This is a genomic window from Bacillus sp. FSL R7-0685, assembly GCF_038002425.1.
GTDB lineage: Bacteria > Bacillota > Bacilli > Bacillales > Bacillaceae > Bacillus > Bacillus subtilis.
Window position 1 is genome coordinate 3,445,798 of sequence record NZ_JBBOCN010000001.1, and the last position, 21,066, is coordinate 3,466,863.

The 21,066-nt window shown below is 44.1% G+C and carries 22 protein-coding genes; 9 read left to right on the forward strand and 13 right to left on the reverse strand.

All coding sequences use genetic code 11. The annotated features are described in order from the left end of the window. The first annotated feature begins 102 nt into the window (after window positions 1-102). Window positions 103-855 (forward strand): C39 family peptidase, encoded by a 753-nt coding sequence (locus MKY50_RS17965; protein ID WP_144482859.1) that lies wholly within the window; start codon window positions 103-105, stop codon window positions 853-855. A gap of 239 nt (window positions 856-1,094) precedes the next feature. Next, window positions 1,095-1,760, forward strand: coding sequence for a pectate/pectin lyase PelC (pelC, locus tag MKY50_RS17970; RefSeq protein WP_144482860.1), 666 nt, complete (start codon window positions 1,095-1,097; stop codon window positions 1,758-1,760). A 19-nt stretch (window positions 1,761-1,779) separates the two neighbouring features. Here the strand turns inward: pelC and hprF are convergent, their stop codons facing one another. The 5 genes from hprF to hprK are packed head-to-tail and all read right to left on the reverse strand — an operon-like array spanning window position 1,780 to window position 5,671. Continuing rightward, window positions 1,780-2,298 (reverse strand): heptaprenylglyceryl phosphate O-acetyltransferase, encoded by a 519-nt coding sequence (gene hprF, locus MKY50_RS17975; RefSeq protein ID WP_087960989.1) that lies wholly within the window; start codon window positions 2,296-2,298, stop codon window positions 1,780-1,782. A 3-nt stretch (window positions 2,299-2,301) separates the two neighbouring features. Next, window positions 2,302-2,952: a pyrophosphatase PpaX gene (ppaX, locus tag MKY50_RS17980; RefSeq protein ID WP_014481021.1), complete on the reverse strand. Its 651-nt coding sequence runs from the start codon at window positions 2,950-2,952 to the stop codon at window positions 2,302-2,304. After that, window positions 2,949-3,887, reverse strand: coding sequence for a nucleoside recognition domain-containing protein (locus MKY50_RS17985; protein ID WP_213385596.1), 939 nt, complete (start codon window positions 3,885-3,887; stop codon window positions 2,949-2,951). The genes ppaX and MKY50_RS17985 overlap by 4 nt, the downstream gene beginning before the upstream one ends. Before the next feature lie 28 nt (window positions 3,888-3,915). After that, a complete protein-coding gene (gene lgt / locus MKY50_RS17990) occupies window positions 3,916-4,725 on the reverse strand; it encodes a prolipoprotein diacylglyceryl transferase (protein WP_213385595.1) in 810 nt (269 codons plus the stop codon). Window positions 4,726-4,738: 13 nt separating this feature from the next. Continuing rightward, window positions 4,739-5,671 (reverse strand): HPr(Ser) kinase/phosphatase, encoded by a 933-nt coding sequence (gene hprK / locus MKY50_RS17995; RefSeq protein ID WP_122894771.1) that lies wholly within the window; start codon window positions 5,669-5,671, stop codon window positions 4,739-4,741. A gap of 181 nt (window positions 5,672-5,852) precedes the next feature. Between hprK and nagA the strand changes: the two genes are divergently transcribed. The 3 genes from nagA to nagR are packed head-to-tail and all read left to right on the forward strand — an operon-like array spanning window position 5,853 to window position 8,517. Continuing rightward, window positions 5,853-7,043, forward strand: coding sequence for an N-acetylglucosamine-6-phosphate deacetylase (gene nagA, locus MKY50_RS18000; RefSeq protein ID WP_341117053.1), 1,191 nt, complete (start codon window positions 5,853-5,855; stop codon window positions 7,041-7,043). Continuing rightward, complete coding sequence (nagB, locus tag MKY50_RS18005) at window positions 7,040-7,768, forward strand: glucosamine-6-phosphate deaminase (protein ID WP_128993457.1); 729 nt, start codon at window positions 7,040-7,042, stop codon at window positions 7,766-7,768. Before nagA ends, nagB begins: the two co-directional genes overlap by 4 nt. A 17-nt stretch (window positions 7,769-7,785) precedes the next feature. After that, complete coding sequence (gene nagR / locus MKY50_RS18010; protein ID WP_003228089.1) at window positions 7,786-8,517, forward strand: N-acetylglucosamine utilization transcriptional regulator NagR; 732 nt, start codon at window positions 7,786-7,788, stop codon at window positions 8,515-8,517. A gap of 19 nt (window positions 8,518-8,536) precedes the next feature. Here the strand turns inward: nagR and MKY50_RS18015 are convergent, their stop codons facing one another. Next, a complete protein-coding gene (locus MKY50_RS18015) occupies window positions 8,537-12,406 on the reverse strand; it encodes a metallophosphoesterase (RefSeq protein WP_341117057.1) in 3,870 nt (1,289 codons plus the stop codon). A 164-nt stretch (window positions 12,407-12,570) separates the two neighbouring features. Here MKY50_RS18015 and MKY50_RS18020 point away from each other — a divergent pair, with 164 nt between their 5' ends. Beyond that, window positions 12,571-13,044 carry a MarR family transcriptional regulator gene (locus MKY50_RS18020; protein WP_003228083.1) on the forward strand — a complete coding sequence of 158 codons (474 nt, stop codon included), beginning with the start codon at window positions 12,571-12,573 and terminating at the stop codon, window positions 13,042-13,044. 40 nt (window positions 13,045-13,084) lie between these two features. Here MKY50_RS18020 and cypX read toward each other — a convergent pair whose 3' ends face one another. After that, window positions 13,085-14,302 carry a pulcherriminic acid synthase gene (cypX, locus tag MKY50_RS18025; protein ID WP_017695292.1) on the reverse strand — a complete coding sequence of 406 codons (1,218 nt, stop codon included), beginning with the start codon at window positions 14,300-14,302 and terminating at the stop codon, window positions 13,085-13,087. A gap of 15 nt (window positions 14,303-14,317) precedes the next feature. Next, window positions 14,318-15,064 (reverse strand): cyclo(L-leucyl-L-leucyl) synthase, encoded by a 747-nt coding sequence (pchC, locus tag MKY50_RS18030; RefSeq protein WP_033884614.1) that lies wholly within the window; start codon window positions 15,062-15,064, stop codon window positions 14,318-14,320. A 425-nt stretch (window positions 15,065-15,489) separates the two neighbouring features. Here pchC and pchR point away from each other — a divergent pair, with 425 nt between their 5' ends. Beyond that, window positions 15,490-15,999 carry a pulcherriminic acid biosynthesis transcriptional regulator PchR gene (pchR, locus tag MKY50_RS18035; protein ID WP_341117063.1) on the forward strand — a complete coding sequence of 170 codons (510 nt, stop codon included), beginning with the start codon at window positions 15,490-15,492 and terminating at the stop codon, window positions 15,997-15,999. A 20-nt stretch (window positions 16,000-16,019) separates the two neighbouring features. Beyond that, complete coding sequence (locus MKY50_RS18040; RefSeq protein WP_003228068.1) at window positions 16,020-17,231, forward strand: MFS transporter; 1,212 nt, start codon at window positions 16,020-16,022, stop codon at window positions 17,229-17,231. 28 nt (window positions 17,232-17,259) lie between these two features. Here MKY50_RS18040 and MKY50_RS18045 read toward each other — a convergent pair whose 3' ends face one another. The 4 genes from MKY50_RS18045 to yvlA are packed head-to-tail and all read right to left on the reverse strand — an operon-like array spanning window position 17,260 to window position 19,271. Beyond that, window positions 17,260-17,619: a phage holin family protein gene (locus MKY50_RS18045; RefSeq protein ID WP_003228066.1), complete on the reverse strand. Its 360-nt coding sequence runs from the start codon at window positions 17,617-17,619 to the stop codon at window positions 17,260-17,262. 1 nt (window position 17,620) lies between these two features. Next, window positions 17,621-17,818 carry a PspC domain-containing protein gene (locus MKY50_RS18050; RefSeq protein WP_003228065.1) on the reverse strand — a complete coding sequence of 66 codons (198 nt, stop codon included), beginning with the start codon at window positions 17,816-17,818 and terminating at the stop codon, window positions 17,621-17,623. 4 nt (window positions 17,819-17,822) lie between these two features. Further along, window positions 17,823-18,920 (reverse strand): DUF4097 family beta strand repeat-containing protein, encoded by a 1,098-nt coding sequence (locus tag MKY50_RS18055; RefSeq protein ID WP_003228061.1) that lies wholly within the window; start codon window positions 18,918-18,920, stop codon window positions 17,823-17,825. A gap of 24 nt (window positions 18,921-18,944) precedes the next feature. Further along, window positions 18,945-19,271, reverse strand: coding sequence for a protein YvlA (gene yvlA / locus MKY50_RS18060; RefSeq protein WP_003244375.1), 327 nt, complete (start codon window positions 19,269-19,271; stop codon window positions 18,945-18,947). A 217-nt stretch (window positions 19,272-19,488) separates the two neighbouring features. Here yvlA and MKY50_RS18065 point away from each other — a divergent pair, with 217 nt between their 5' ends. Continuing rightward, window positions 19,489-19,719: a hypothetical protein gene (locus MKY50_RS18065; protein WP_003235419.1), complete on the forward strand. Its 231-nt coding sequence runs from the start codon at window positions 19,489-19,491 to the stop codon at window positions 19,717-19,719. 198 nt (window positions 19,720-19,917) lie between these two features. Here MKY50_RS18065 and hag read toward each other — a convergent pair whose 3' ends face one another. After that, window positions 19,918-20,832 (reverse strand): flagellin Hag, encoded by a 915-nt coding sequence (hag, locus tag MKY50_RS18070; RefSeq protein ID WP_046160896.1) that lies wholly within the window; start codon window positions 20,830-20,832, stop codon window positions 19,918-19,920. Window positions 20,833-21,066: the final 234 nt, after the last annotated feature.

Genomic DNA, 21,066 nt, shown 5'->3' on the forward strand with positions numbered 1-21,066 from the left:
TATGAAAAAATCATGAATAATGTATTAAAGGTACGTAATATCTCAAATTCTTTATGTTTGGCATGCTATAATACAAATCAAATAGAGAACAAGGAGATAAAGATGAAAACACTGCGAACTCTATGTGTCCTGATGATTCTTTCAGGCGTTATTTTTTTCGGACTTAAAATAGATGCAAAAGATATAGATATTCCTTTTTTGAACAGCCTTAAAAAAGTGGTTTCTGATAGCGATACAGATACAGGTGCGAATAGCAAAAAGGAGCTGAAGGGAAGCGCAAAACCGCTGGATGTCATCCTTTACAATCAAATGGACGCACCCCGGCTCTATAACGGCTGTGAAGTAACAAGCCTTGCAATGGTGCTGAATTACGCGGGATACGACGTGACAAAAAACACCCTGGCAAATCAGGTTGCCACAGTGCCTTTGACATACAGCAGCGGATTAAAGGGTGATCCGAATGACGGATTTGTCGGGGATATGGCGAATGGCCCTGGTCTCGGTGTCTACCATCGACCGATCTATCAGCTGGCGAAAACCTATGCGGGAGACAAAGTGTCTGATCTGACTGGAAAAAGCATTTCTGCTGTTTATGAACAGCTTGAAAAAGGCAATCCAGTTTGGGTTATTACGACAGCCAACTTTACGCCAGTTGACAACATGCAGACATGGAAAACGCCAAACGGAACGATAGAGATTACGTACAGCGAACACAGCGTCGCCGTTACGGGATATGATGATAAATATGTGTATCTCAATGATCCGTATGGCTATAAAAACAGAAAAACCGATAGAACAAGCTTTGAAAAAGCGTGGAAACAAATGGGCAGCCAGGCCGTAGTTATTCAAAAGTAAACACCTGAAGCCTCACTATGCTCTATCCTGAGCAAATACGACAATATTCATGCTTTTTGTTTCAATCGGTAAGATCGATTCATTTTCCATTTTCCACCCAAAATTGTCTTTACTTTCAGGCTGTCTGTTTTTATGATTAAAGCAGATTCAGCCTTGCCCCGATCTATGTGAGAGAAGCCGGTGCAAGTCGCTGACGCTTCTCTTGCAAAAAATGAAAGATATCCAGGGAGGATTTATCATTGAAAAAAATCGTGTCTATCCTATTTATGTTCGGTTTGGTTATGGGTTTCAGCCAGTTTCAGCCATCAACCGCTTTTGCAGCTGACAAAGTGGTTCACGAAACAATTATCGTACCAAAAAATACAACATATGACGGGAAAGGACAGCGGTTTGTGGCAGGGAAAGAATTAGGTGACGGAAGCCAGTCAGAAAACCAAGACCCTGTTTTTCGTGTGGAGGATGGAGCAACCCTGAAAAATGTGGTGCTTGGTGCACCTGCAGCTGATGGCGTGCACACTTATGGAAACGTTAACATTCAGAATGTGAAATGGGAAGATGTTGGTGAGGATGCGTTAACGGTGAAGAAGGAAGGAAAAGTGACGATCGACGGCGGTTCTGCTCAAAAAGCGTCAGATAAGATATTCCAAATCAATAAAGCCAGTACATTCACAGTGAAAAACTTCACGGCAGACAATGGCGGAAAGTTCATAAGACAGCTTGGCGGTTCAACCTTCCACGTTGATGTGATCATCGATAAGTGCACCATCACAAACATGAAGGAAGCGATATTCCGGACGGACAGCAAAACAAGCACGGTCAGAATGACAAATACACGCTACTCTAATGTCGGTCAAAAATGGATTGGTGTTCAGCATATTTACGAAAACAACAACACTCAATTTTAACCAAAAAAGTCCGCTGATGTTATTCAGCGGACTTTTTCAATCTTTCTTGCATTTCTTCCTTCGTATAGATGATCCTCATCGGATTTCCGCCGACAAATGCCCCGTCAGGCACATCCTTATGGACAAGCGTTCCGGCGGACACAACTGCGCCATCTCCTATTTTCACCCCGGGCAGAATGGTCGTGTTGGCACCAATCATCACTTCGTCTCCGATCAGAACTGTGCCGATCCGGTATTCGTGAATCAAATACTCATGGGCCAGAATGGTCGTATTGTACCCGATGATTGTATTTGTTCCGACTGAGATCTTTTCCGGAAACATGATATCTGGCATCACCATGAGGGCAAAGGATGTCTGATTTCCAACCTTCATCCGCAGAAATGTACGGTACAGCCAGTTTTTCATCCCTATAAACGGCGTATATCTCGCAATTTGAATGACAATGAAATTTTTGACGACCTTTAGAAAAGGTACCGTTTGATAGACATGCCACAGTGAGTTGGCCCCCGAGACCGGATGACGATCTGTTTTTCTCACAGATTACTTCACTCCAACGATTTGTAATAGATCACTCATTTTCTCAAGCATAAAATCCGGCTCATGCTTCGCCAGCATTTCCGGCCCTTTAATCGTCCATGCGACTCCTGCCGTTTTTGTACCGGCGTTTTTGCCTGCCAGCACATCGTGGTAATTATCTCCGACCATAATGGCTTCCTCGGGCTTGCTTCCTAACTGTTTCAGCGCTAACAGCACAGGCTCGGGATCAGGCTTTGCATTCGTCACATCATCAAGGGTGACAACTGTTTCAAAGAATTCGCCGATTCCCGTGAGCTTGAGGCCCATATTGACAGTATCTCTTAATTTTGTTGTCACAATTCCTAATGTAAAGCCGGCTTTTTTTAATGCATCCAGGGTCTCATATACCGTTTCATATTCAGTCACGAGTGAATCATGCATGTCATGATTGTACGCTCTGTACATAGCGATCATATCCTCGCATTTATCAGGGTCCATCGAAGAGAACGTTTCAAAAAGAGACGGCCCGATAAATGCAAGGACATCTTCTCGTTTATACTTGCTCGGATAATAATGCTCCAGTGTATGCAAAAAGGACGCGATAATTAATTCATTCGTATTAATAAGCGTTCCGTCTAAATCAAACAGAATCGTCGTTACTTGTTTGTCACTCATATTGCTTCCTTTCCAACCGCTGAGGGTTTCCATTTTTTCCACGTGTGCGCAATAGCCATTGTCAGCAGAACTGCTGTGGTGACACGAATCAAAAGAAGCGGCCAGACCGGTATGCCAAGCGGAATAAAGACAAGTGTATCTTCCACGACCGCGTGGCAGGCAACGAGAAATATAAATGCCAATGTCATGTCCCGCTTGCTCACGCCGTCATCCTCGACAGCTTTGATCATGACACCCGCTCCGTAGGCCAGACCAATCGTCAGTCCCGCCACCATCGTCATAGACGTATTTTTATTCATGCCAAGCAGCTGCGTAAACGGCGACAGCCACCTGGAAAACCGATAAAGCCAGCCTAAATCTCTTAAAAACTGGATGATAATCATCAGCGGGATCACTATTGCCGCCAGCTGCAAAACACCAAGTCCGGCTTTCGTTAATGCTTCTGCCAACATTCCTAGCCAGCTGTCTGGCGCCGCGCTCTTCGCAGCGATAAAACCGTACTGCGCCGTTTCCTTTCCGCCATGCCAAATGAGGTTGATGACGATGGCTGACACAGCGGCCAAACCGATGCGCACGGCCAATATGACGCCAATTCTGATGCCAACCTTTGCGGCAACTGTCGATTCGATAATCAAGTTATGACAGAAAGAAAGCATAACAGCTAAAATAAAGACTTCTTTCACAGATAAATCCAATGTTAAAATCCCGGCAATTCCCGCATACAGATTCAGCATATTTCCCAGTACAAGCGGAATGGCCGCTTCACCAGAAAGCCCGAAGAGACCCATTACCGGTGTAATCAGCCGTACAAGCCAATCCATGACAGGGGTATGCTGAAGCAAAGTGACCAATAGCGTTACCGGGAAAATCACTTTACCCAGCGTCCATGTTGTTTGAAAACCTGCTGCAAGACCGGCCAGAAAGATCTTCTTCATCCCTCATCCCCCTTTGTTGACGTCTCGTCTACTCCGCGTACCGCTCCTTCGAATATCCCTTGACGCGTCTGAAGATGATGGCTGCCACAGCCAAAACAATCAATACGATTGAAATCACCTGAGCGATGCGAAGTGAATCAGTCAGCATTAAGCTGTCAGTCCGCATTCCTTCAATAAAGTATCTTCCGATTGAATACCAAATGATATAGATCAAGAACATCTCGCCTCTACGCAAGTTCGCTCTGCGCAGCAGCAGTAAAACAATGACGCCGACAAAGCTCCATATTGATTCATATAAAAAAGTAGGATGATAATATTGCCCATTGATGTACATTTGATTGATGATAAATTCAGGCAGGTGCAGGTTTTCTAAAAAGGCTCTGCTGACAGCCTCGCCGTGCGCTTCCTGATTCATGAAGTTCCCCCAGCGCCCGATCGCCTGGCCGAGCAAAATGCTGGGCGCGGCAATATCCGCAAGCTTCCAGAACGAAAGGTTTTTCACTCTCGAAAACACATAACCCGTTAAAATGGCGCCGATTAATCCGCCATGAATGGCAATGCCGCCCTTCCAAATCTTAATGATTTCTCCCGGATGTGCCGCATAATAGTCCCATTCAAAGGCAACGTAATAAATTCGTGCGCAAATAATCGCAATTGGAATGGCAAACAGGACAAGATCAATAAACGTATCTTTCTGCAGCCCCCGTTTTTCACTTTCCCTCATCGCAATCCACAGCCCGAGCAAAGCGCCGAGACCGATAATGATTCCGTACCAATGGACGGCTAACGGCCCCAGCTGAAAAGCTATCGGATTGAGTGGTTCTATCGCTTCATTCATTTAACGCCAACTCCTATTCTCCTTGTTCACCGTCTTCAATGACATCCGCCAGCTTGTTGGTAAATTGTTCAGCGGCATTCAGCCCCATCCGCTTCAATCTGAAGTTCATTGCTGCCACTTCGATGATGACTGCCAGATTTCGGCCTGGACGGACGGGAATCGTCAGTTTTGTGATTTCTGTATCAATGATTTTCATGGTTTCTTCCTCAAGCCCGAGACGGTCGTATTGCTTGCCCTGCTCCCAAAGTTCAAGGTTCATGACAATCGTGATTCGTTTATTGCTTCTGACCGCGCCGGCGCCAAACAGCGTCATCACGTTGATAATGCCAAGCCCCCTGATTTCAAGGAGATGCTCAATTAATTCCGGAGCGTTTCCGACAAGAGTATCCTGATCCTCCTGCCGAATTTCAACGCAATCATCGGCAACAAGGCGATGCCCTCTTTTCACAAGCTCCAGCGCTGTTTCACTTTTCCCGACGCCGCTTTTTCCTGTGATCAGCACGCCGACACCATATATATCGACAAGAACGCCATGAATCGCCGTGGTAGGCGCCAGCCGGCTCTCAAGGAAGTTGGTTAAACGGCTTGACAGTCTTGTCGTTTTCAGCGGCGATCTGAGGACTGGCACCCCATTTTTCTCAGAAGCGTCAATCAGCTCCTGCGGGATGGGCATATCTCTAGAAAGAATAATAGCTGGTGTTACATCAGTGCACAGAGAATCCATTCGCTGTTTTTTCTCCTCTTCAGGAAGCTGTTCAAAGAAAGAAAGCTCTGTTTTTCCGAGAAGCTGCACGCGCTCTCTCGGGTAATATGTAAAATATCCGGCAATTTCAATGCCTGGTCTTGATAGGTCACTCATTGTAATCGGGCGGTTAATTCCTTCTTCTCCGCTGATTAATTCCAAATTGAACTGTTCCATTACGTCTTTTGTGCGAACCTTTGCCACGATATGTTCCTCCTGTTCCGGGCTGCCCCGAGCTTGCTCACAATACTTTCATTTTATCACTTTCAGGCTTGAACCTAAAACAGATTTTATAAAAGGCGGGAAAACACCTCAGCTGGTCTAGATCACTAGTCTGAAAAAGAGTAAAATAAAGGTATTCAAATTCCAGAAAGGCGGATCATCTATGGCAGAGAGTCTTCTTATCAAAGACATTGCGATTGTGACAGAAAATGAAGTAATCAAAAACGGCTATGTCGGAATCAATGACGGAAAAATCAGCACAGTCTCAACAGAACGGCCCAAGGAGTCATATTCAAAAGAGATTCAAGCACCTGCGGATTCCGTTTTGCTTCCCGGCATGATTGACATTCATATCCACGGCGGCTATGGCGCAGATACAATGGATGCAAGCTTTTCTGCGCTCGACATCATGTCGTCAAGACTTCCCGAAGAAGGCACGACGAGCTTTTTAGCCACAACGATTACCCAAGAGCATGGGAATATTTCTCAAGCTTTGGTGAACGCAAGAGAGTGGAAAGCGGCTGAAGAGTCCTCTTTATTAGGTGCAGAACTGCTCGGCATTCATTTAGAGGGCCCCTTTGTTTCGCCTAAAAGAGCCGGAGCGCAGCCAAAAGAGTGGATTAGGCCTTCGGATGTTGCGCTTTTCAAAAAGTGGCAGCAGGAGGCGGGCGGACTGATCAAAATTGTTACACTTGCGCCGGAGGAGGATCAGCATTTTGAACTGATCCGCCATTTGAAAGACGAATCGATTATCGCGTCCATGGGGCACACGGATGCCGATTCCGCATTGCTGTCGGATGCCGCAAAAGCAGGGGCGAGCCAAATGACTCATCTGTACAACGCGATGAGCCCGTTTCATCACCGAGAGCCCGGAGTGATCGGAACGGCGCTGGCCCATGATGGGTTTGTGACAGAGCTTATCGCCGATGGCATTCACTCCCATCCTTTAGCTGCAAAGCTTGCTTTTTTGGCGAAAGGCAGCAGCAAGCTCATTTTAATTACCGATTCCATGAGGGCAAAAGGCCTGAAAGACGGCGTATATGAGTTTGGCGGCCAAAGTGTGACGGTAAGAGGACGAACAGCTCTTCTTTCAGACGGAACCCTTGCCGGTTCGATCCTCAAAATGAACGAAGGCGCACGGCATATGCGTGAGTTTACAAATTGCTCTTGGACGGATATAGCTAATATAACTTCTGCAAACGCGGCCAAACAGCTGGGCATCTTTGACCGAAAAGGCAGTGTGACTGTGGGAAAAGATGCAGATTTGGTGATTGTCAGCAGTGATTGCGAGGTGATTCTCACCATTTGCCGCGGAAACATTGCATTTATATCCAAGGAGGCTGACCAGATATGAAAGTAATGGAATGTCAAACGTATGAAGAGCTAAGCCAAAAAGCAGCCAGAATAACGGCAGATACAATCAAGGAAAAACCTGATGCCGTTCTCGGTTTAGCAACAGGCGGCACACCGGAAGGCACGTATCGCGAGCTGATCCGCCTGCACCAAACTGAGAATCTCTCATTTCAAAACGTCACTACAGTTAATTTGGATGAGTACGCCGGACTTTCAAGCGATGACCCGAACAGCTATCACTTCTATATGAACGACCGTTTTTTTCAGCATATCGACAGCAAGCCTAGCCGGCATTTTATTCCGAATGGAAATGCAGACGATTTGGAGGCCGAATGCAGACGGTATGAACAGCTAGTCGAGTCCCTCGGCGGCACTGACATTCAGCTTCTCGGCATCGGCCGAAACGGACACATCGGCTTTAACGAACCGGGAACGTCTTTCAAGTCGCGAACTCATGTTGTGACTTTAAATGAACAAACTCGCCAGGCAAATGCCAGATATTTTCCCTCCATAGACAGCGTGCCAAAAAAATCATTGACAATGGGAATTCAAACGATACTCTCAAGCAAGCGCATTCTGCTGCTTATTTCTGGAAAAAGCAAAGCGGAAGCTGTTCGTAAGCTGTTAGAAGGAAACATCAGCGAAGATTTTCCCGCATCTGCTTTGCACCTGCATTCCGATGTTACGGTTTTGATTGATCGTGAAGCCGCGTCATTAAGACCTTGAAAGGAACATGCTGACTTATGAATATCAATAAACAATCGCCTATTCCGATTTATTATCAGATTATGGAGCAATTAAAAACCCAAATTAAGAACGGAGAGCTGCAGCCGGATATGCCTCTTCCTTCCGAGCGCGAATATGCCGAACAATTCGGGATCAGCCGGATGACAGTTCGCCAGGCGCTTTCTAATTTAGTTAATGAAGGCTTGCTCTATCGCCTGAAAGGGCGGGGCACCTTTGTCAGCAAGCCAAAAATGGAACAAGCACTTCAAGGGCTGACAAGCTTTACCGAGGATATGAAAAGCCGCGGGATGACACCGGGCAGCAGGCTCATTGATTATCAGCTTATTGATTCAACTGAGGAGCTCGCGGCTATATTAGGCTGCGGGCACCCCTCCTCTATCCATAAAATCACTCGGGTGCGGCTGGCAAATGATATTCCGATGGCGATTGAGTCCTCACATATTCCGTTTGAGCTTGCGGGTGAATTGAACGAATCGCATTTTCAGTCGTCGATCTATGATCATATTGAAAGGTACAACAGCATACCGATTTCCCGTGCAAAACAGGAGCTTGAGCCAAGCGCTGCCACCACGGAAGAAGCGAATATTCTTGGTATTCAAAAGGGAGCGCCTGTCCTATTAATTAAACGAACAACATATCTGCAGAACGGAACTGCTTTTGAGCATGCAAAATCCGTATACAGAGGCGACCGTTATACATTTGTCCACTATATGGATCGTCTTTCATAAAAAAAGCCTCCAACCCTTTTTAAGGATTGGAGACATGGCGAAAATCAAACTGGTCTGGTGCCGGACGATATGTTTCTTTTTTCGTCTTGAACTTCCAGATCGGTGATTTCGTTTTGCCGTTAAAACTGTCTTCCACTATAATGTACCAATAATAAACAGACTGCGGTTCAAGATGATCCCAGCGGAATTCAGCTGTGTCCCCGCTCTTCACTTGCTCCCGTTTTCCGAGCTCTTCATTGGTATATACGTTACATTCAAAATAATCGGTTTCCACCTTTTTGATTCTTGGCTTCAAATCAAGCGAAAGGGAAAATTCATCCTTGTTGCCATAGGTATCCGTATCATAGTAGTTCTTATCCTTTACATACGGAGAGTACGTCGATACGTGCACCATGTCATTGGCTTGGTCAAATTGAAGCAAACGCAAATACCCTTGGCCGCCTTCTGGCCCGCCCTGATAATCGGCCAGCATTTGATGCACAAGACGATCCGGTTTCCCATCACCATCATCATCCAGCTCATCTGTTTTTCTCATCGCACTATGATAATGCCCGCTCAACACCATCACGACATTCGGGTTCGGCTTTACGATTTCTTTGAATATTTTCTCTCCGATTGGGCTTCTGTTTCCGCTGACCAGCAAATACTCATGAAAAGCTAAAATGGCCATCCGGTCAGGATGCTTCTTCAGCACCTGATTCATCCACGCGATGTCTTCATCCGTAATGCCCCATCCCATGTACAGCATGATATAATCATTGCCGTTGCTAGAAATCAGGTCATAATGTCCGCGGTTATTTTTATAGGAACCGCCATAATGCAATTTTTTATCAAAACGATCGCTGCCAAAATATTTGCCAAACGCCCTGTAGGAGCCGTCCTTATGTCCGACATCGTGATTGCCGGCCAGCACGCCGTAAGGAATTCCGCTCTTATCCAGAACGGACATTGACCGATCAGCGTTTTTCCACTGTCTGATATCGGCGGAATCATCTACAATATCACCCGTGTGGAACACATATTTGATATTGAGCTGCTTTTGATTATCTTTTATCCATTCGGTCTGTTTATCAAAAATATGCGGATAGCTTTCGGCGTAATACTGTGTATCAGACATCCAGACAAATGTGTACATATCCTTCGCAGGAGGAATTTCATCCTGTACAATCACATTCATTTTCGACTCCCGTACAAAATCGGCGGCAATCACAGACGCTTTCAGCGTAAACGGTTTGTCATCCTTCGCGACGAAGCTGTCAACAGGCTGCCATTCGTTTGTCCGATAATTCCAAGCATACATCGTCACCTTTCTCCCCGGCAAAGAACTGCCCTTCCAGACTGCTTCTGCCAGATCATTCTCATCAATTGATGGATCAACCGTCACTTCAAAGCGATGATAAGGGAAAAGCTCTTTGTTTTCTGTCGATACTGTTTTTCCATCAGCAGCTGATACCCGCTCCAATTCTTTATTCGTAAATGGGGTCTCCCTTTCCGGCACAAAGCTTTTCGGCGGTTCAGTCAGTGACGCGTGCTTAAATATTTTCACATGATTGCGCGCTGTATATTGAAATCCCCTATAAAAACCAACATCCATGGCATCATTCGTCGGATCTTTCACCCGTACAGAAATCTTGGCCTTATGCGTGTCGGCTTCGCTGTCTATAACCTCCGGCTGGTCCGGATGCTCTCGTTCGGTTTTAAATATCCTCTCAATCACTGTTTTATTGCCCGCGAGATCCGTTGCTGTCACTTTTAGAGAATGTTTTCCCGGCAAAAGGTCAGAAGATGACGTATGATATGGGAGTGTAATGCTTTCTCCATCTAACGACGCCTCCGCTTCCTCAATTCTGCTCCATTTATCATACATATCCGCCTGCAGGATAAGGTTTCCTTTATACGTTTGCCCCTCGGTGATATTCGGCTCAATGTGAGGTCCTGAATTATCTACCCGTACAACCAGGCTGACATTTTCCTTCCCGTCGCTTGCTTGAATATGGTGAGCGCCTTCAGAAAGCTTTGATGTATCCCACTCCAGCAGCTGTGATGTAAATAGTCCGTCAGGCAGATTGAACTGAAATTGCCAGCTTTTATTCGAGCGCTGATTATCGCCAATAAAGAGTTCCTTCTCAGGGGACACCCTCTGATCCCTGATCACCGTTCCATCTGATAACACCAATCGGGCGTTTTTGACTAAGAAGTCATCACGGTTTTCAGCAGTATCAAACGGAGACACCTTCGAACCTGAACGTATCGTAATACGCTGCAGCTGCTTCCCTTTCCGAAGCAGTGTCTCTGGCAATGGAACAGAATAGGTGCGGTATTTATTTGTTGTATCATCGAACACCTTCAGCACTTTGCCTTCCATCGTTACCGCGTTTTTAAAATAAAGGTTCGTTTTCCTCGTATCGAATGCAAAATATACTTCTTTTTCCATCGCGGGCTCTGTCACTTGTTTTCTCCCGTCAATCCATAGCTTAATGCGGTCAGCTCGCCCTTCTGTCGTGGCTTTGAGAAATTGAGTTCCCGACAGCGTGTCTCTGTTTTCAATATTCAACCGCAGACCGTGCGCCTTGCTTGTTTGTTTAATATCAATCATTTTGACCGGCGTTCTCGCTTCATTGATCCCGTCCCCGGCCGCCACATAATACTCTAGCTGATCCTTCCCGATCAATTCAGGCGAATACACAATATAATGGAAGAGATTATCGTTGCGGTCTTTTTCAGCAAGAATTCGCTTAAACGGTTTGTTCTCATCCGTCCGGTAGTAAAAGGCCGCTGTTTTCACTAGGCTTCGGTCCCGTATGTCAGCCCGCAGCTCAATGCTTTCAGCAGGGCGGACAGGCTTGCGGTCAGTCAAATCCTCAATGACCGGCTTTTCTTTATCGAGCTTGATTTTCCGTTTCTGCTCGGGCACCTGTGCCTGTAATACGGTTCCGGGAGACGGATTCTTTTCTCCGATTGAAATGTTCAGAAGTTCTGCGGTTCCGTTCAACGGATACTTATAAAGCACTGATGACAGCCGGCGCAGCGCATGTTTCCGATAATGCGCAACCGAAATGTCCTTTCCTGTATTCGTTGATATCACAACGGCCCGCGGCCTCGTATTGGCCATACCCTCTGTCTCGTCTATCACCGCGAGATTTTTTCCTTCCGTTAATTGTGTCTGGTAATATCGATTGAAATCCTCCGCCGTCAATTCTGGATGCCCGGCAGGCTTCAGCCAGACGACAAACGTTTCGCCGGATGGTATCAAGATCCTTTCATCAGGTCTCCAAATCAGATCGGAGTCAGGCCCTTCTTTTGGGTAGCGGTAACGGATATGGTAGTCTTTAAAATCAATCGTTCTGTCAGTCGTATTAAAAATCTCAATAAATTCATAACCGTCTGCGCGTCCTATATTCTTCGTATCAACCGCCAGTTCTGTGATCAGAAGCTCCGGAATATGGGCAAGGTCAGCCTGGTATCCTTCAAGCTTCAGTTTCTTCGTCTCCGACTCAACCCGCTGCTTCCCATTCGACATCACAATGTAATACTCAAGCTCGCTGTTCCAAATCAAACGTTTCGGAATTTGTGCCAAAAACTTGCGGACCGCTCCGGGGGTCGGGTCCATCGGCACCATTTTGTAGCCCAGCTCATTACTTTGTTTATAAAAAAGAAAGGCGGAAAATGCTTGATACGAATTATCGCGAACTTGAGCCTCAATCATTAGATTGCTTCTCATTTCAGCTTTCACATCAATTTGAGGAGGATTTTCAAGCAAGGGTATGTAATGAGGCGTTTGAAATAGTTCCTGCTGTACAACAGGAAAAGCTTTCGATTCATGATGGCCGCCAGACAAAACGGAAAGAAAAGACAGTAATATAGAAGCAATAACCGTGTATTTCCTCATCAAAGCACCTCCCTTTTCATGTATTTTGCGTCTGAACAGGGAAGCTTATGAGTTCATTTTTGTGCATAAAGAACAAAAAAACGTCTGTCTCTTGAAAATTCCACTATTACCCAGTAAACTAAGGATAGTTAACCAGTTAACAATTAAATCAGAGAGGCAAATTGATGGACAACAGCATTCATGATGAATTATTTCAAGCTATACAACAATTCGCATTAAAAAGGGATAAACGCGTCTGGCAAAAGGTGCAGATACCATCCATTGGCATATCCTCACAACATCACGATCACCTCAAAAAAGACTGGACTTTGACCCAGCTTCACATTGTTTCCTGCATACATACCAGCCAAAATGTGAACAACAGCTTCTTAGCATCCCGTTTACACATCTCAAAAGCCGCTGTTTCAAAAGCGGTTCATGCTTTGTTGAAACACAATATCATTACAGTGACAAAAAAGCCTGGCAACAAAAAAGAAATTTTTTATACGCTAACTGATAGCGGCAGAAAATTGGCGGCATTACATGAACAGCTTCATGAGAAAGCAAAGGAGCAATATAAACAGCTTTTCAATGAATTTTCAATTGATGATTTAAAAACAGTGACTGCGTTTTTCAACTTGTGGATCAAATATATGTAAAAAGAGTCTCACCCGCATGGGAGAGACCTTTGGAATTCTATTATGCCCCGTCAAACGCAACGAGAAGTGAAACAGGTCCGCGTGTATACAGACCGGACTCAGCATAACAAAAATCTTCCTCTAATCTGATATTCCGCATCTTATCCAGCACAATATTAGCTACAATTTCGATTTCGTTTTTGGCAAAAGCTGCTCCTACACAGTTATGAATGCCGGATCCGAAAGCGAGATGCCGGGCGGCGCCGCTAAAAGCGCTCTTGATACCAAGATCTTCCCGATGAATATTAAACACGTCAGGCTGTTCAAATGCTTCAGGGTCCCGGTTAGCCGCACCGATCATACAAAAAACAATCGTATCTTTTTTGATTTCCATACCGCCGACCACTGTATCTTGGGACAGCTGCCGCGGAATCAGCTGAACCGGCGGTTTATAACGCAATGTCTCCGCAATGGCTCTCGGAACTAACGAACGGTCAGCCAAAACATCATTCATCTGCTCAGGATTGTTGAGCAAATGGTAGATCATCAGTGCCAGCGTCTTATCAGCCGGTTCCGTTGCGGCTAACAGCACATTAAGAATGAGTGCGAGTATATCCTTGTCCGACAGCGCCATGCCTTCATATTCAGAAGTACATAGGATCGAAATTAAATCTGATCCCGGATTGACGCGACGTTCTTTAATGACCGGCATCAAGTATTGGGAAAGCTGTTCGCTGCACCATAACGAATGTGCCCGCGCTTCAGGAGATTGAGAGATACTCGTGATAAAATCGGCAACTCCGCTGTGCCACTCAGAGATTTTTTCATGGTCTCTTTTATCCAGCCCGAGCATGTCCATCGTGACGCACACCGCAAACGTCTTTCCAAAATCATTGACGAGATCAATTTTCCCTCTTTCAAGATAAGGCGCTAACAAGTTTTCTGCATTTTGTTTAATCAATGGAGACAGATGATCCAGTGCGTCACCGATAAAGCTTCTCACTACAATTCTTCTTTTGGCAGAGTGTTCTTTTCCATGCATTTGGGCCAGCACAGGGCCTCGCATGACTGGTTCGGCACGCTCAACAAGTGATTTCGTCGTGAAGATATCCGGATGCTGAAGGATATAGCGGACATCATGATAGCGGCTGATAAAATAACTGTCTATCGACTCTTCATAATGAACCGGATCTTCCTCCCGCAGTTGTGAAAAATAAGCATATGGATTGTTTTGAAATTGATCAGAAAGCACACTAAACAATTTAATCGATTGGCTCATGTTTTACTCCCCCTATCATCCTTCAGATGTGATCCGTTTCTCAGAAAGCATCTGCGCCATTTCCTGTACAATGAGATACCCTTGATTCGGCCGCATACAAATAGAAAATTCATGGTTACTGATCTTCTCACCCAGCTTCCACGGACGATGATAAGCAAGGAGCGTCTCTTCCACCTCTAAAATATCCGGAGCTCCGATAAAAAACGGCAGCTCAGCTATGACATATTCCACAGCCAAATTCAGCATATCCTCACTGACTTCTTCCATCATCAAACTGACGCCCCGCGCACGCCCGATTATCGCTTCACGAGACATGTCCAAACAAGCATGTCGAAAATGAGGCTGCTCAAAAAATGCATGTTCAACTTCTTGTCTCAACAGCTGGTAGGCTTTGTTATCCATAAAATCAGAAAATGTATGAATCGCCTTCGGATCCCCGCCATGAGCCACAAGGGCTCTTTCTGCAAATCTCCTGTTTCGTGATACCTCTTTCCTTACTTTTCGTTCAGCCTTTCCTCTCGGAGTTCCAAGCGCTTCTAGAAGATTAGCCGCCTCATGCCCTGCAAGTAAAACTGAAACGCTTTTAAATTGAGCTTTCGCCCATCCAATTAATCTGTAAATATAATCCTCTGAAAACCTGCTGTTAAATGGGCTGATCCCCACCAAAACATGCCTGCGCCGTTCAAATATTTCTCTGCAGTTTTCTGTTAATGCCTCAGCAATAAAATGCACAGACCTTCTTTCCGTTACCATTCCGGTCATCTCATTCACCCCTAAAACTTATCCCGCTTTAAGTCATCACCCTCAAATACAAGATGGAATAGCTAGATCAACTGAACAAGACGAATGGCAGGCATCACTTAAAGTTTCCAAATGTTTTTTAAGATTTTAATAATCATTTTCAATACCCATATCATGATAAATGTTTACTAGTAAACATTAGTCATTTTATCCCTTTTCCTTCCAAACGTCAATATGATCTGTGCCCAAATATTTGAAAATAAATGTAAACATCACATTTTCCACACACTTTTTACACGCATATTCAGCATGACATATCAACAAATAGTCTAAACACCAACAATTGACAATGAAAACAAGAAAAGATAAAATAAAATTGTTCACCAGTAAACTATTTGTTTTATTGTTTCATCGTAAACTATTATTCCTAAGAAAGAAGGTAGCCTATGTCTGATTTGACAAAACAGATGATATACGACATATACGTGAGACTGCTGCACCTTAATGAACAAAAAGCGAACACTTCACTTCAGCAATTTTTTAAGGAGGCCGCAGAAGAGGATGTGATTGATATCCCTAAAAACATGACAAGCATACATGTCATTGACTGTATCGGCCAACATGAACCCATTAATAATGCCGGAATTGCCAGAAAAATGAACTTATCGAAAGCGAATGTAACGAAAATCAGCACAAAACTGATCAAGGAAGAATTCATTAACAGCTATCAGCTGACAGATAACAAAAAAGAAGTTTATTTTAAATTAACCCGTAAAGGCAGACGGATTTTCGACTTACATGAGAAACTGCATAAAAAAAAGGAGCTGGCTTTTTACCAATTCCTCAATTCATTTTCACAAGAAGAACAAAAGGCTGTATTGAAGTTTCTAGAGCAGTTGACGTCAACACTTGAAGCAGAACAAACCGATGGGACTCCAGACAAACCTGTAAAGTAAACAAAAAGGCGGTGTACACTTTGGCTCATACAAAATCAAAGGCAGTATTGATCTTATACACTGTTTGCTTCAGTGCATTTTTTGCATCTTTAAGCCAGAACATTTATTCACCTATTCTTCCGATCATTAAAGAATCATTCCATGTTTCCACAGCTATGGTGAACCTGTCAGTCTCAGTTTTTATGATTGTGACAGCAATAATGCAAATTATATTAGGAGCGATCATTGATTTTAAAGGCGCTCGGATCGTCTTGATTACCGGTATTCTGGCAACGGCAGCAGCCAGCATCGGCTGTGCGGTGACTACTGACTTTACCTTGTTTCTGATATTCAGAATGATACAGGCAGCCGGTTCCGCAGCACTGCCTCTTATTGCTGCCACAACGATCGGACAGCTGTTTACAGGAAATGAACGCGGGAGTGCAATGGGAACGTATCAAATGCTCCTGTCTGTCGCACCGGCTATTGCTCCAGTTCTAGGAGGATTCATAGGCGGAGCAGCCGGATACGAAGGGATTTTTTGGATACTTGCGGCCATCTCTATCGTTTTGCTGGTGACAAACAGCATCACCTTTCCTAAAGATTCTCCAACTGAATCTATGCAGCAAGCCAAAGGCAATGTGTTCGCTCATTATAAATCAATATTTACAAATCGAACAGGGAACGTCATTTTGACTTTAAGTTTTGTTCTCTTTTTCATTTATTTTGCAGTAATTGTCTACCTCCCAATATTGCTGACAGAGCATTACCATATAGATGTGGGTATAGCAGGACTGTTATATTTGCCGCTGGCGCTGAGCACGATTGCAGGTACGTTTCTGTTTAAAAGAATACAGGCAAAAATCGGGCTGCACACCTTGTTTATCGGAAGCAATGTGATTGCCGCCTGCAGCATCATTTTATTTGCTGTTACACATTCCGTTTCTCTCGTTCTCATGGCTCTGACGCTGGCACTGTTTGGCATCTCGATGGGGGTTATTCCTCCCTTGTACTCTACAATGATTACTAATGAATTTGAGCACAACAGAGGGAGTGCAATCGGAATGTTTAACTTTATCCGATATACAGGCATGGCAGCAGGTCCGATGGTATCTGCCTACTTGCTCACAATGATGCCGTCTGCCATGTCCTTTAGCCTCCTAGGCCTTGGATTTGCCGCATTGAGCTTTTGCCTTCTTCCGCCAATGTTTTCGCCGCAGAAGCGCACGAAACAAAAAAAGCACCACATGTAAAAAAGCTGCCTTTGCGGGCAGCTTTTTTTTATTTTTTTCTAAGCGGCTCTAAAATGCCTTTTTGAATCAGCAAATGGAAGACCGACAGGATAACGGATGCCCATATCGCTGTGCCGAAGCCGTCGATTTGAAAGCTGTCACCCATAATGGACGCGGTCATCATAAGCGTGATGGCGTTAATCACAAACAAGAAGAGTCCAAGCGTCACCATGGTGACCGGCAGTGTAAATATAATTAAAAGCGGTTTAATCAGCACGTTTAAGATCGATAAAATGAGGCTGGCAATAATCGCTGCCCCAATGCTGCTGATATGGATGGAGTCAATATATCCATCAATGACGATTAATAACAATGCATTGACTAAAATGCTGACTGCCCATTTTACCATGTCATTTCATATCCCTTTCTGACGGGACGATAAAAATCCAAATGATATAAATGAGCAAAACCGGCAAGACACTTGTCATAATGGCTAAGATGACAGTTATGACTCTGAGGAGTGATGCGTCCCAATTGAAATATTCCGCGAGACCTCCGATAACACCGGCGATTTTCTTATTTTTTTCTGAGCGATAAAGCTTATTCATTCGATCACCTCTGTGAGTACTTTAGTTTGATGGCGCCTGTTAGTGATTCTGAGAAGACGGTGATGTTTTGATCATGTGCCTGATTTGAAGTGAACATCATTTCTTTTTGAATCGTATCATTTTTTTCCTTCAGCATCTCTACATCCATTAATTCATGGGACAGCGTACCAAGATTGCTTTTCAGCTCTGCCTTCACTGCGAGATCGTCCGGAATTGCAAGCTCTACATTTCCAGTCGTTGTTTTTGCATAAATGGAGCGGCAGTCTGATTCTGTTACGTTAATCGCAATATTTCCGTTAAAGCTTTGAACGTCAATGGATTCGCTTTTCCCTCGGAGATCGATCAATCCGTTAATGGTTTCCGCTTCTATCGTACCGCAGCTGTGGCTTGCGAGCTTAATTTGCCCGTTGGCCGTTTCAGCTATGGCTTTTTCGGCTGTTAAATACGAGAACGACAGCACGCCGTTTGTCGTTTTCGCTGAGAACTCTTTTACATGTAAATGTTCCCCTCTGACTGGACCGTTAAACAGCTTCACCCGAATCTTATCATACTCCTTCTGAGGAATATACAAAGTGACATTCGTTTTCATCGTCTTTTTCTCAGTACGGATAAAAAACTTATTACCTTTGATTTCACATTCAATATGCTGAAGAAATGCGTGTCTCGCCGCATCCTGGCTGTCAGCGCGATATACCTTCGCCTGGCATTCCGCTCTGATATCGTCATCTTCCCAAGGGACGATATTTACGCTGCCATTGGCAATTTGCAGCTCAACACTGGAAAAGTCAGTATCTTTAAATTGAAAAATGTGCTGAACATCATACGCATGGCCAAAGTTTAAATCAAGGTCAACTTCCTTGACCTTTTTCACAGCAGAATCAATCCAGTCAAACAGCTTGGCTCCTAAAGACGGTTTGCCGCTTTCTTTTTTTGCCGTTGTAAATGGCTCTTCCTCGTCATGAACGTGAACTGAGAGCGCTGTGATTTTCTCTTCTTTTTCCTTGTAGTCGCTGTCAAGCTTTTCAATCAGTGTCAAAGCTTCTTGTGCTGTAAGCTTTCCTTCCTCAACAAGCTTAAGGATTCGTTCCTTTTCTTGCTTCATTACGATCTCCTCCCCATTGTCTACTTATGCTGCACGCAGGACCTTAATGCCCTGAATCACATTCCAAATGATAATGCCAATGACAACTAAGAAATAAATAACCGCTCCCCCGATGATTACAAATACAGGAAGCAAGCTGTCTCCATCAATCGCAACGGCTCCGCCAAGTAAAGCAATAAAAAGGAACAGCCAGCCGACAAACGGAACAATGTGAGAAATAAGAGAGCGTATCGCATGGCGTTTTGTTTCTTTCTCATTTACAACAAAATATGCGACAATCGGCACAATGATTGGCGCAATGAACACACTGAAATAACAAAGTGATGCAATAATAGCTTGATTACGGTTCAATTCATTCCACACTCCTATTGTGAATTGTCCATGACAAAAGATCAGGGACGTTTTACTTATTTATACGTTTAAAATCTCTTCAGGTTTCAAATTCATTCTTTAGACATGCTCCGATTTACGGAAATTGGATTTTAAAAAGTTTTAGAAGTAGAATCTTCCGGCTATACCGATTACAATATGTAAAAAGCTTACGGCAACCAAGGAGGCTGGACAAGCAATGGAGAAAGATCCCAGTGACTATACAGTAACACAAGAATCAGTGTTAAAGCTGATTCATGAACAAAAAAGAATGAATCGTGAAATGATCGCCGAGCTTGAGCAGATTCACGGACCCTTCCCGATCTCTCACGATATCCAATATATAAAAGTGCTGCTCGACAGCAGCAACACACATATTGTTCAAGATTTAATGAGTGTAAGTAAGCAGCTGTATAAGAAGACTTTGTAATTGCGGAAAACATATCATTCATTATAACTGAAACAAAGCTAAAGGTTAGATGACAATATCTTGCCTTTTTTGTTTTGAAAAAACAAGTGATTCCCTGGCTGTCACAAAATGATTGTAACAAAAAAAGCCTGCCGGCACATCCAGTTAATGGACTCTGTCGGCAAGCTGTAACTATCAGAAAGAGATAGCCGTTCAAAATTAACGTAACAATTGAAGCACGTTTTGCGGCTGTTGGTTTGCTTGAGCAAGCATCGCTTGAGAAGCTTGAGAAAGAATGTTGTTCTTTGTGAACTCGCTCATTTCTTTCGCCATGTCAACGTCACGGATACGGGACTCAGCAGCTGTCAGGTTTTCACCAGAAGCGCTTAAGTTGTTGATTGTGTGCTCTAGACGGTTTTGTACCGCACCTAATTTTGAACGTTGTTTAGAAACAGTGTTGATAGCGTCATCAACTGTTTTAAGTTGAGCATCGAATCCTACAGTTGCAGTGTCAGCTGCATTATCAGCAAATTTGGTTACATCGATTTTAGCTACTGTTTGATCAGCAACAAGATTACCATCATCATCTAGAGCACCGATTGCTGTTGCGGCCATACTTTCAATGTTGACAGAAAGCTGTTGGCTACCGTTGGCACCAATTTGGAATGTTAGTGATTTACCACTATCTTCTGAGAAAGCACCGTTAAGGAGTTTCTTACCGTTGAATTCAGTACGGTCAGAAATACCGTTAGCATTTGTGCCACCCCCGATTTCTTCAACAAGTGAAGATATCTCGTCTTGGATGGCTTGAAGGTCAGTACCATCTTGAGTACCTGTGTTTCCTGCTTGAACAACTAGCTCACGGACACGTTGAAGAATTGAGTGAGTTTCAGTCAATGCACCCTCAGCTGTTTGGATAAGAGAAATTCCGTCTTGAGAGTTTTTAGAAGCCATTTCAAGACCTCTGATTTGTCCTCTCATTTTTTCAGAAATCGCAAGACCCGCTGCGTCATCTCCCGCACGGTTGATGCGAAGACCAGAAGAAAGTTTCTCCATGTTTTTTGAGCTCGCACTGTTGTTTGAAGACAAACGGTTCAGTGTGTTAAGCGCTGCAATATTGTGGTTGATTCTCATGTGAAAAATACCTCCATGTGTATATGTTTTTGAAATCAAAGACTTCCTTTTCTTTGATTTCTGGCGTATCAGATTCCAATAAAGCTTCTAACCTATGTAAATTCAGTTATTGATTAAGGATGCCTTTAAGCCCCTTAATAGGGTTTTTCTGCTTAATTTGGAAATCATCATCCGCCTTTCAATTCATATATCGACAGCAATTTGTAAATGTTTAGGCGTTTTTCCAAAGAAATT

What these genes read in the sequence shown, in the direction of transcription:
- MKY50_RS17965 (WP_144482859.1), top strand. Translation starts at nt 103, where the DNA reads ATGAAAACACTGCGAACTCTATGTGTCCTGATGATTCTTTCAGGCGTT.
- ppaX (WP_014481021.1), bottom strand. Translation starts at nt 2,952, where the DNA reads ATGAGTGACAAACAAGTAACGACGATTCTGTTTGATTTAGACGGAACG.
- MKY50_RS17985 (WP_213385596.1), bottom strand. Translation starts at nt 3,887, where the DNA reads ATGAAGAAGATCTTTCTGGCCGGTCTTGCAGCAGGTTTTCAAACAACA.
- lgt (WP_213385595.1), bottom strand. Translation starts at nt 4,725, where the DNA reads ATGAATGAAGCGATAGAACCACTCAATCCGATAGCTTTTCAGCTGGGG.
- nagA (WP_341117053.1), top strand. Translation starts at nt 5,853, where the DNA reads ATGGCAGAGAGTCTTCTTATCAAAGACATTGCGATTGTGACAGAAAAT.
- nagB (WP_128993457.1), top strand. Translation starts at nt 7,040, where the DNA reads ATGAAAGTAATGGAATGTCAAACGTATGAAGAGCTAAGCCAAAAAGCA.
- nagR (WP_003228089.1), top strand. Translation starts at nt 7,786, where the DNA reads ATGAATATCAATAAACAATCGCCTATTCCGATTTATTATCAGATTATG.
- MKY50_RS18015 (WP_341117057.1), bottom strand. Translation starts at nt 12,406, where the DNA reads ATGAGGAAATACACGGTTATTGCTTCTATATTACTGTCTTTTCTTTCC.
- MKY50_RS18020 (WP_003228083.1), top strand. Translation starts at nt 12,571, where the DNA reads ATGGACAACAGCATTCATGATGAATTATTTCAAGCTATACAACAATTC.
- cypX (WP_017695292.1), bottom strand. Translation starts at nt 14,302, where the DNA reads ATGAGCCAATCGATTAAATTGTTTAGTGTGCTTTCTGATCAATTTCAA.
- pchC (WP_033884614.1), bottom strand. Translation starts at nt 15,064, where the DNA reads ATGACCGGAATGGTAACGGAAAGAAGGTCTGTGCATTTTATTGCTGAG.
- pchR (WP_341117063.1), top strand. Translation starts at nt 15,490, where the DNA reads ATGTCTGATTTGACAAAACAGATGATATACGACATATACGTGAGACTG.
- MKY50_RS18045 (WP_003228066.1), bottom strand. Translation starts at nt 17,619, where the DNA reads ATGGTAAAATGGGCAGTCAGCATTTTAGTCAATGCATTGTTATTAATC.
- MKY50_RS18050 (WP_003228065.1), bottom strand. Translation starts at nt 17,818, where the DNA reads ATGAATAAGCTTTATCGCTCAGAAAAAAATAAGAAAATCGCCGGTGTT.
- MKY50_RS18055 (WP_003228061.1), bottom strand. Translation starts at nt 18,920, where the DNA reads ATGAAGCAAGAAAAGGAACGAATCCTTAAGCTTGTTGAGGAAGGAAAG.
- MKY50_RS18065 (WP_003235419.1), top strand. Translation starts at nt 19,489, where the DNA reads ATGGAGAAAGATCCCAGTGACTATACAGTAACACAAGAATCAGTGTTA.
- hag (WP_046160896.1), bottom strand. Translation starts at nt 20,832, where the DNA reads ATGAGAATCAACCACAATATTGCAGCGCTTAACACACTGAACCGTTTG.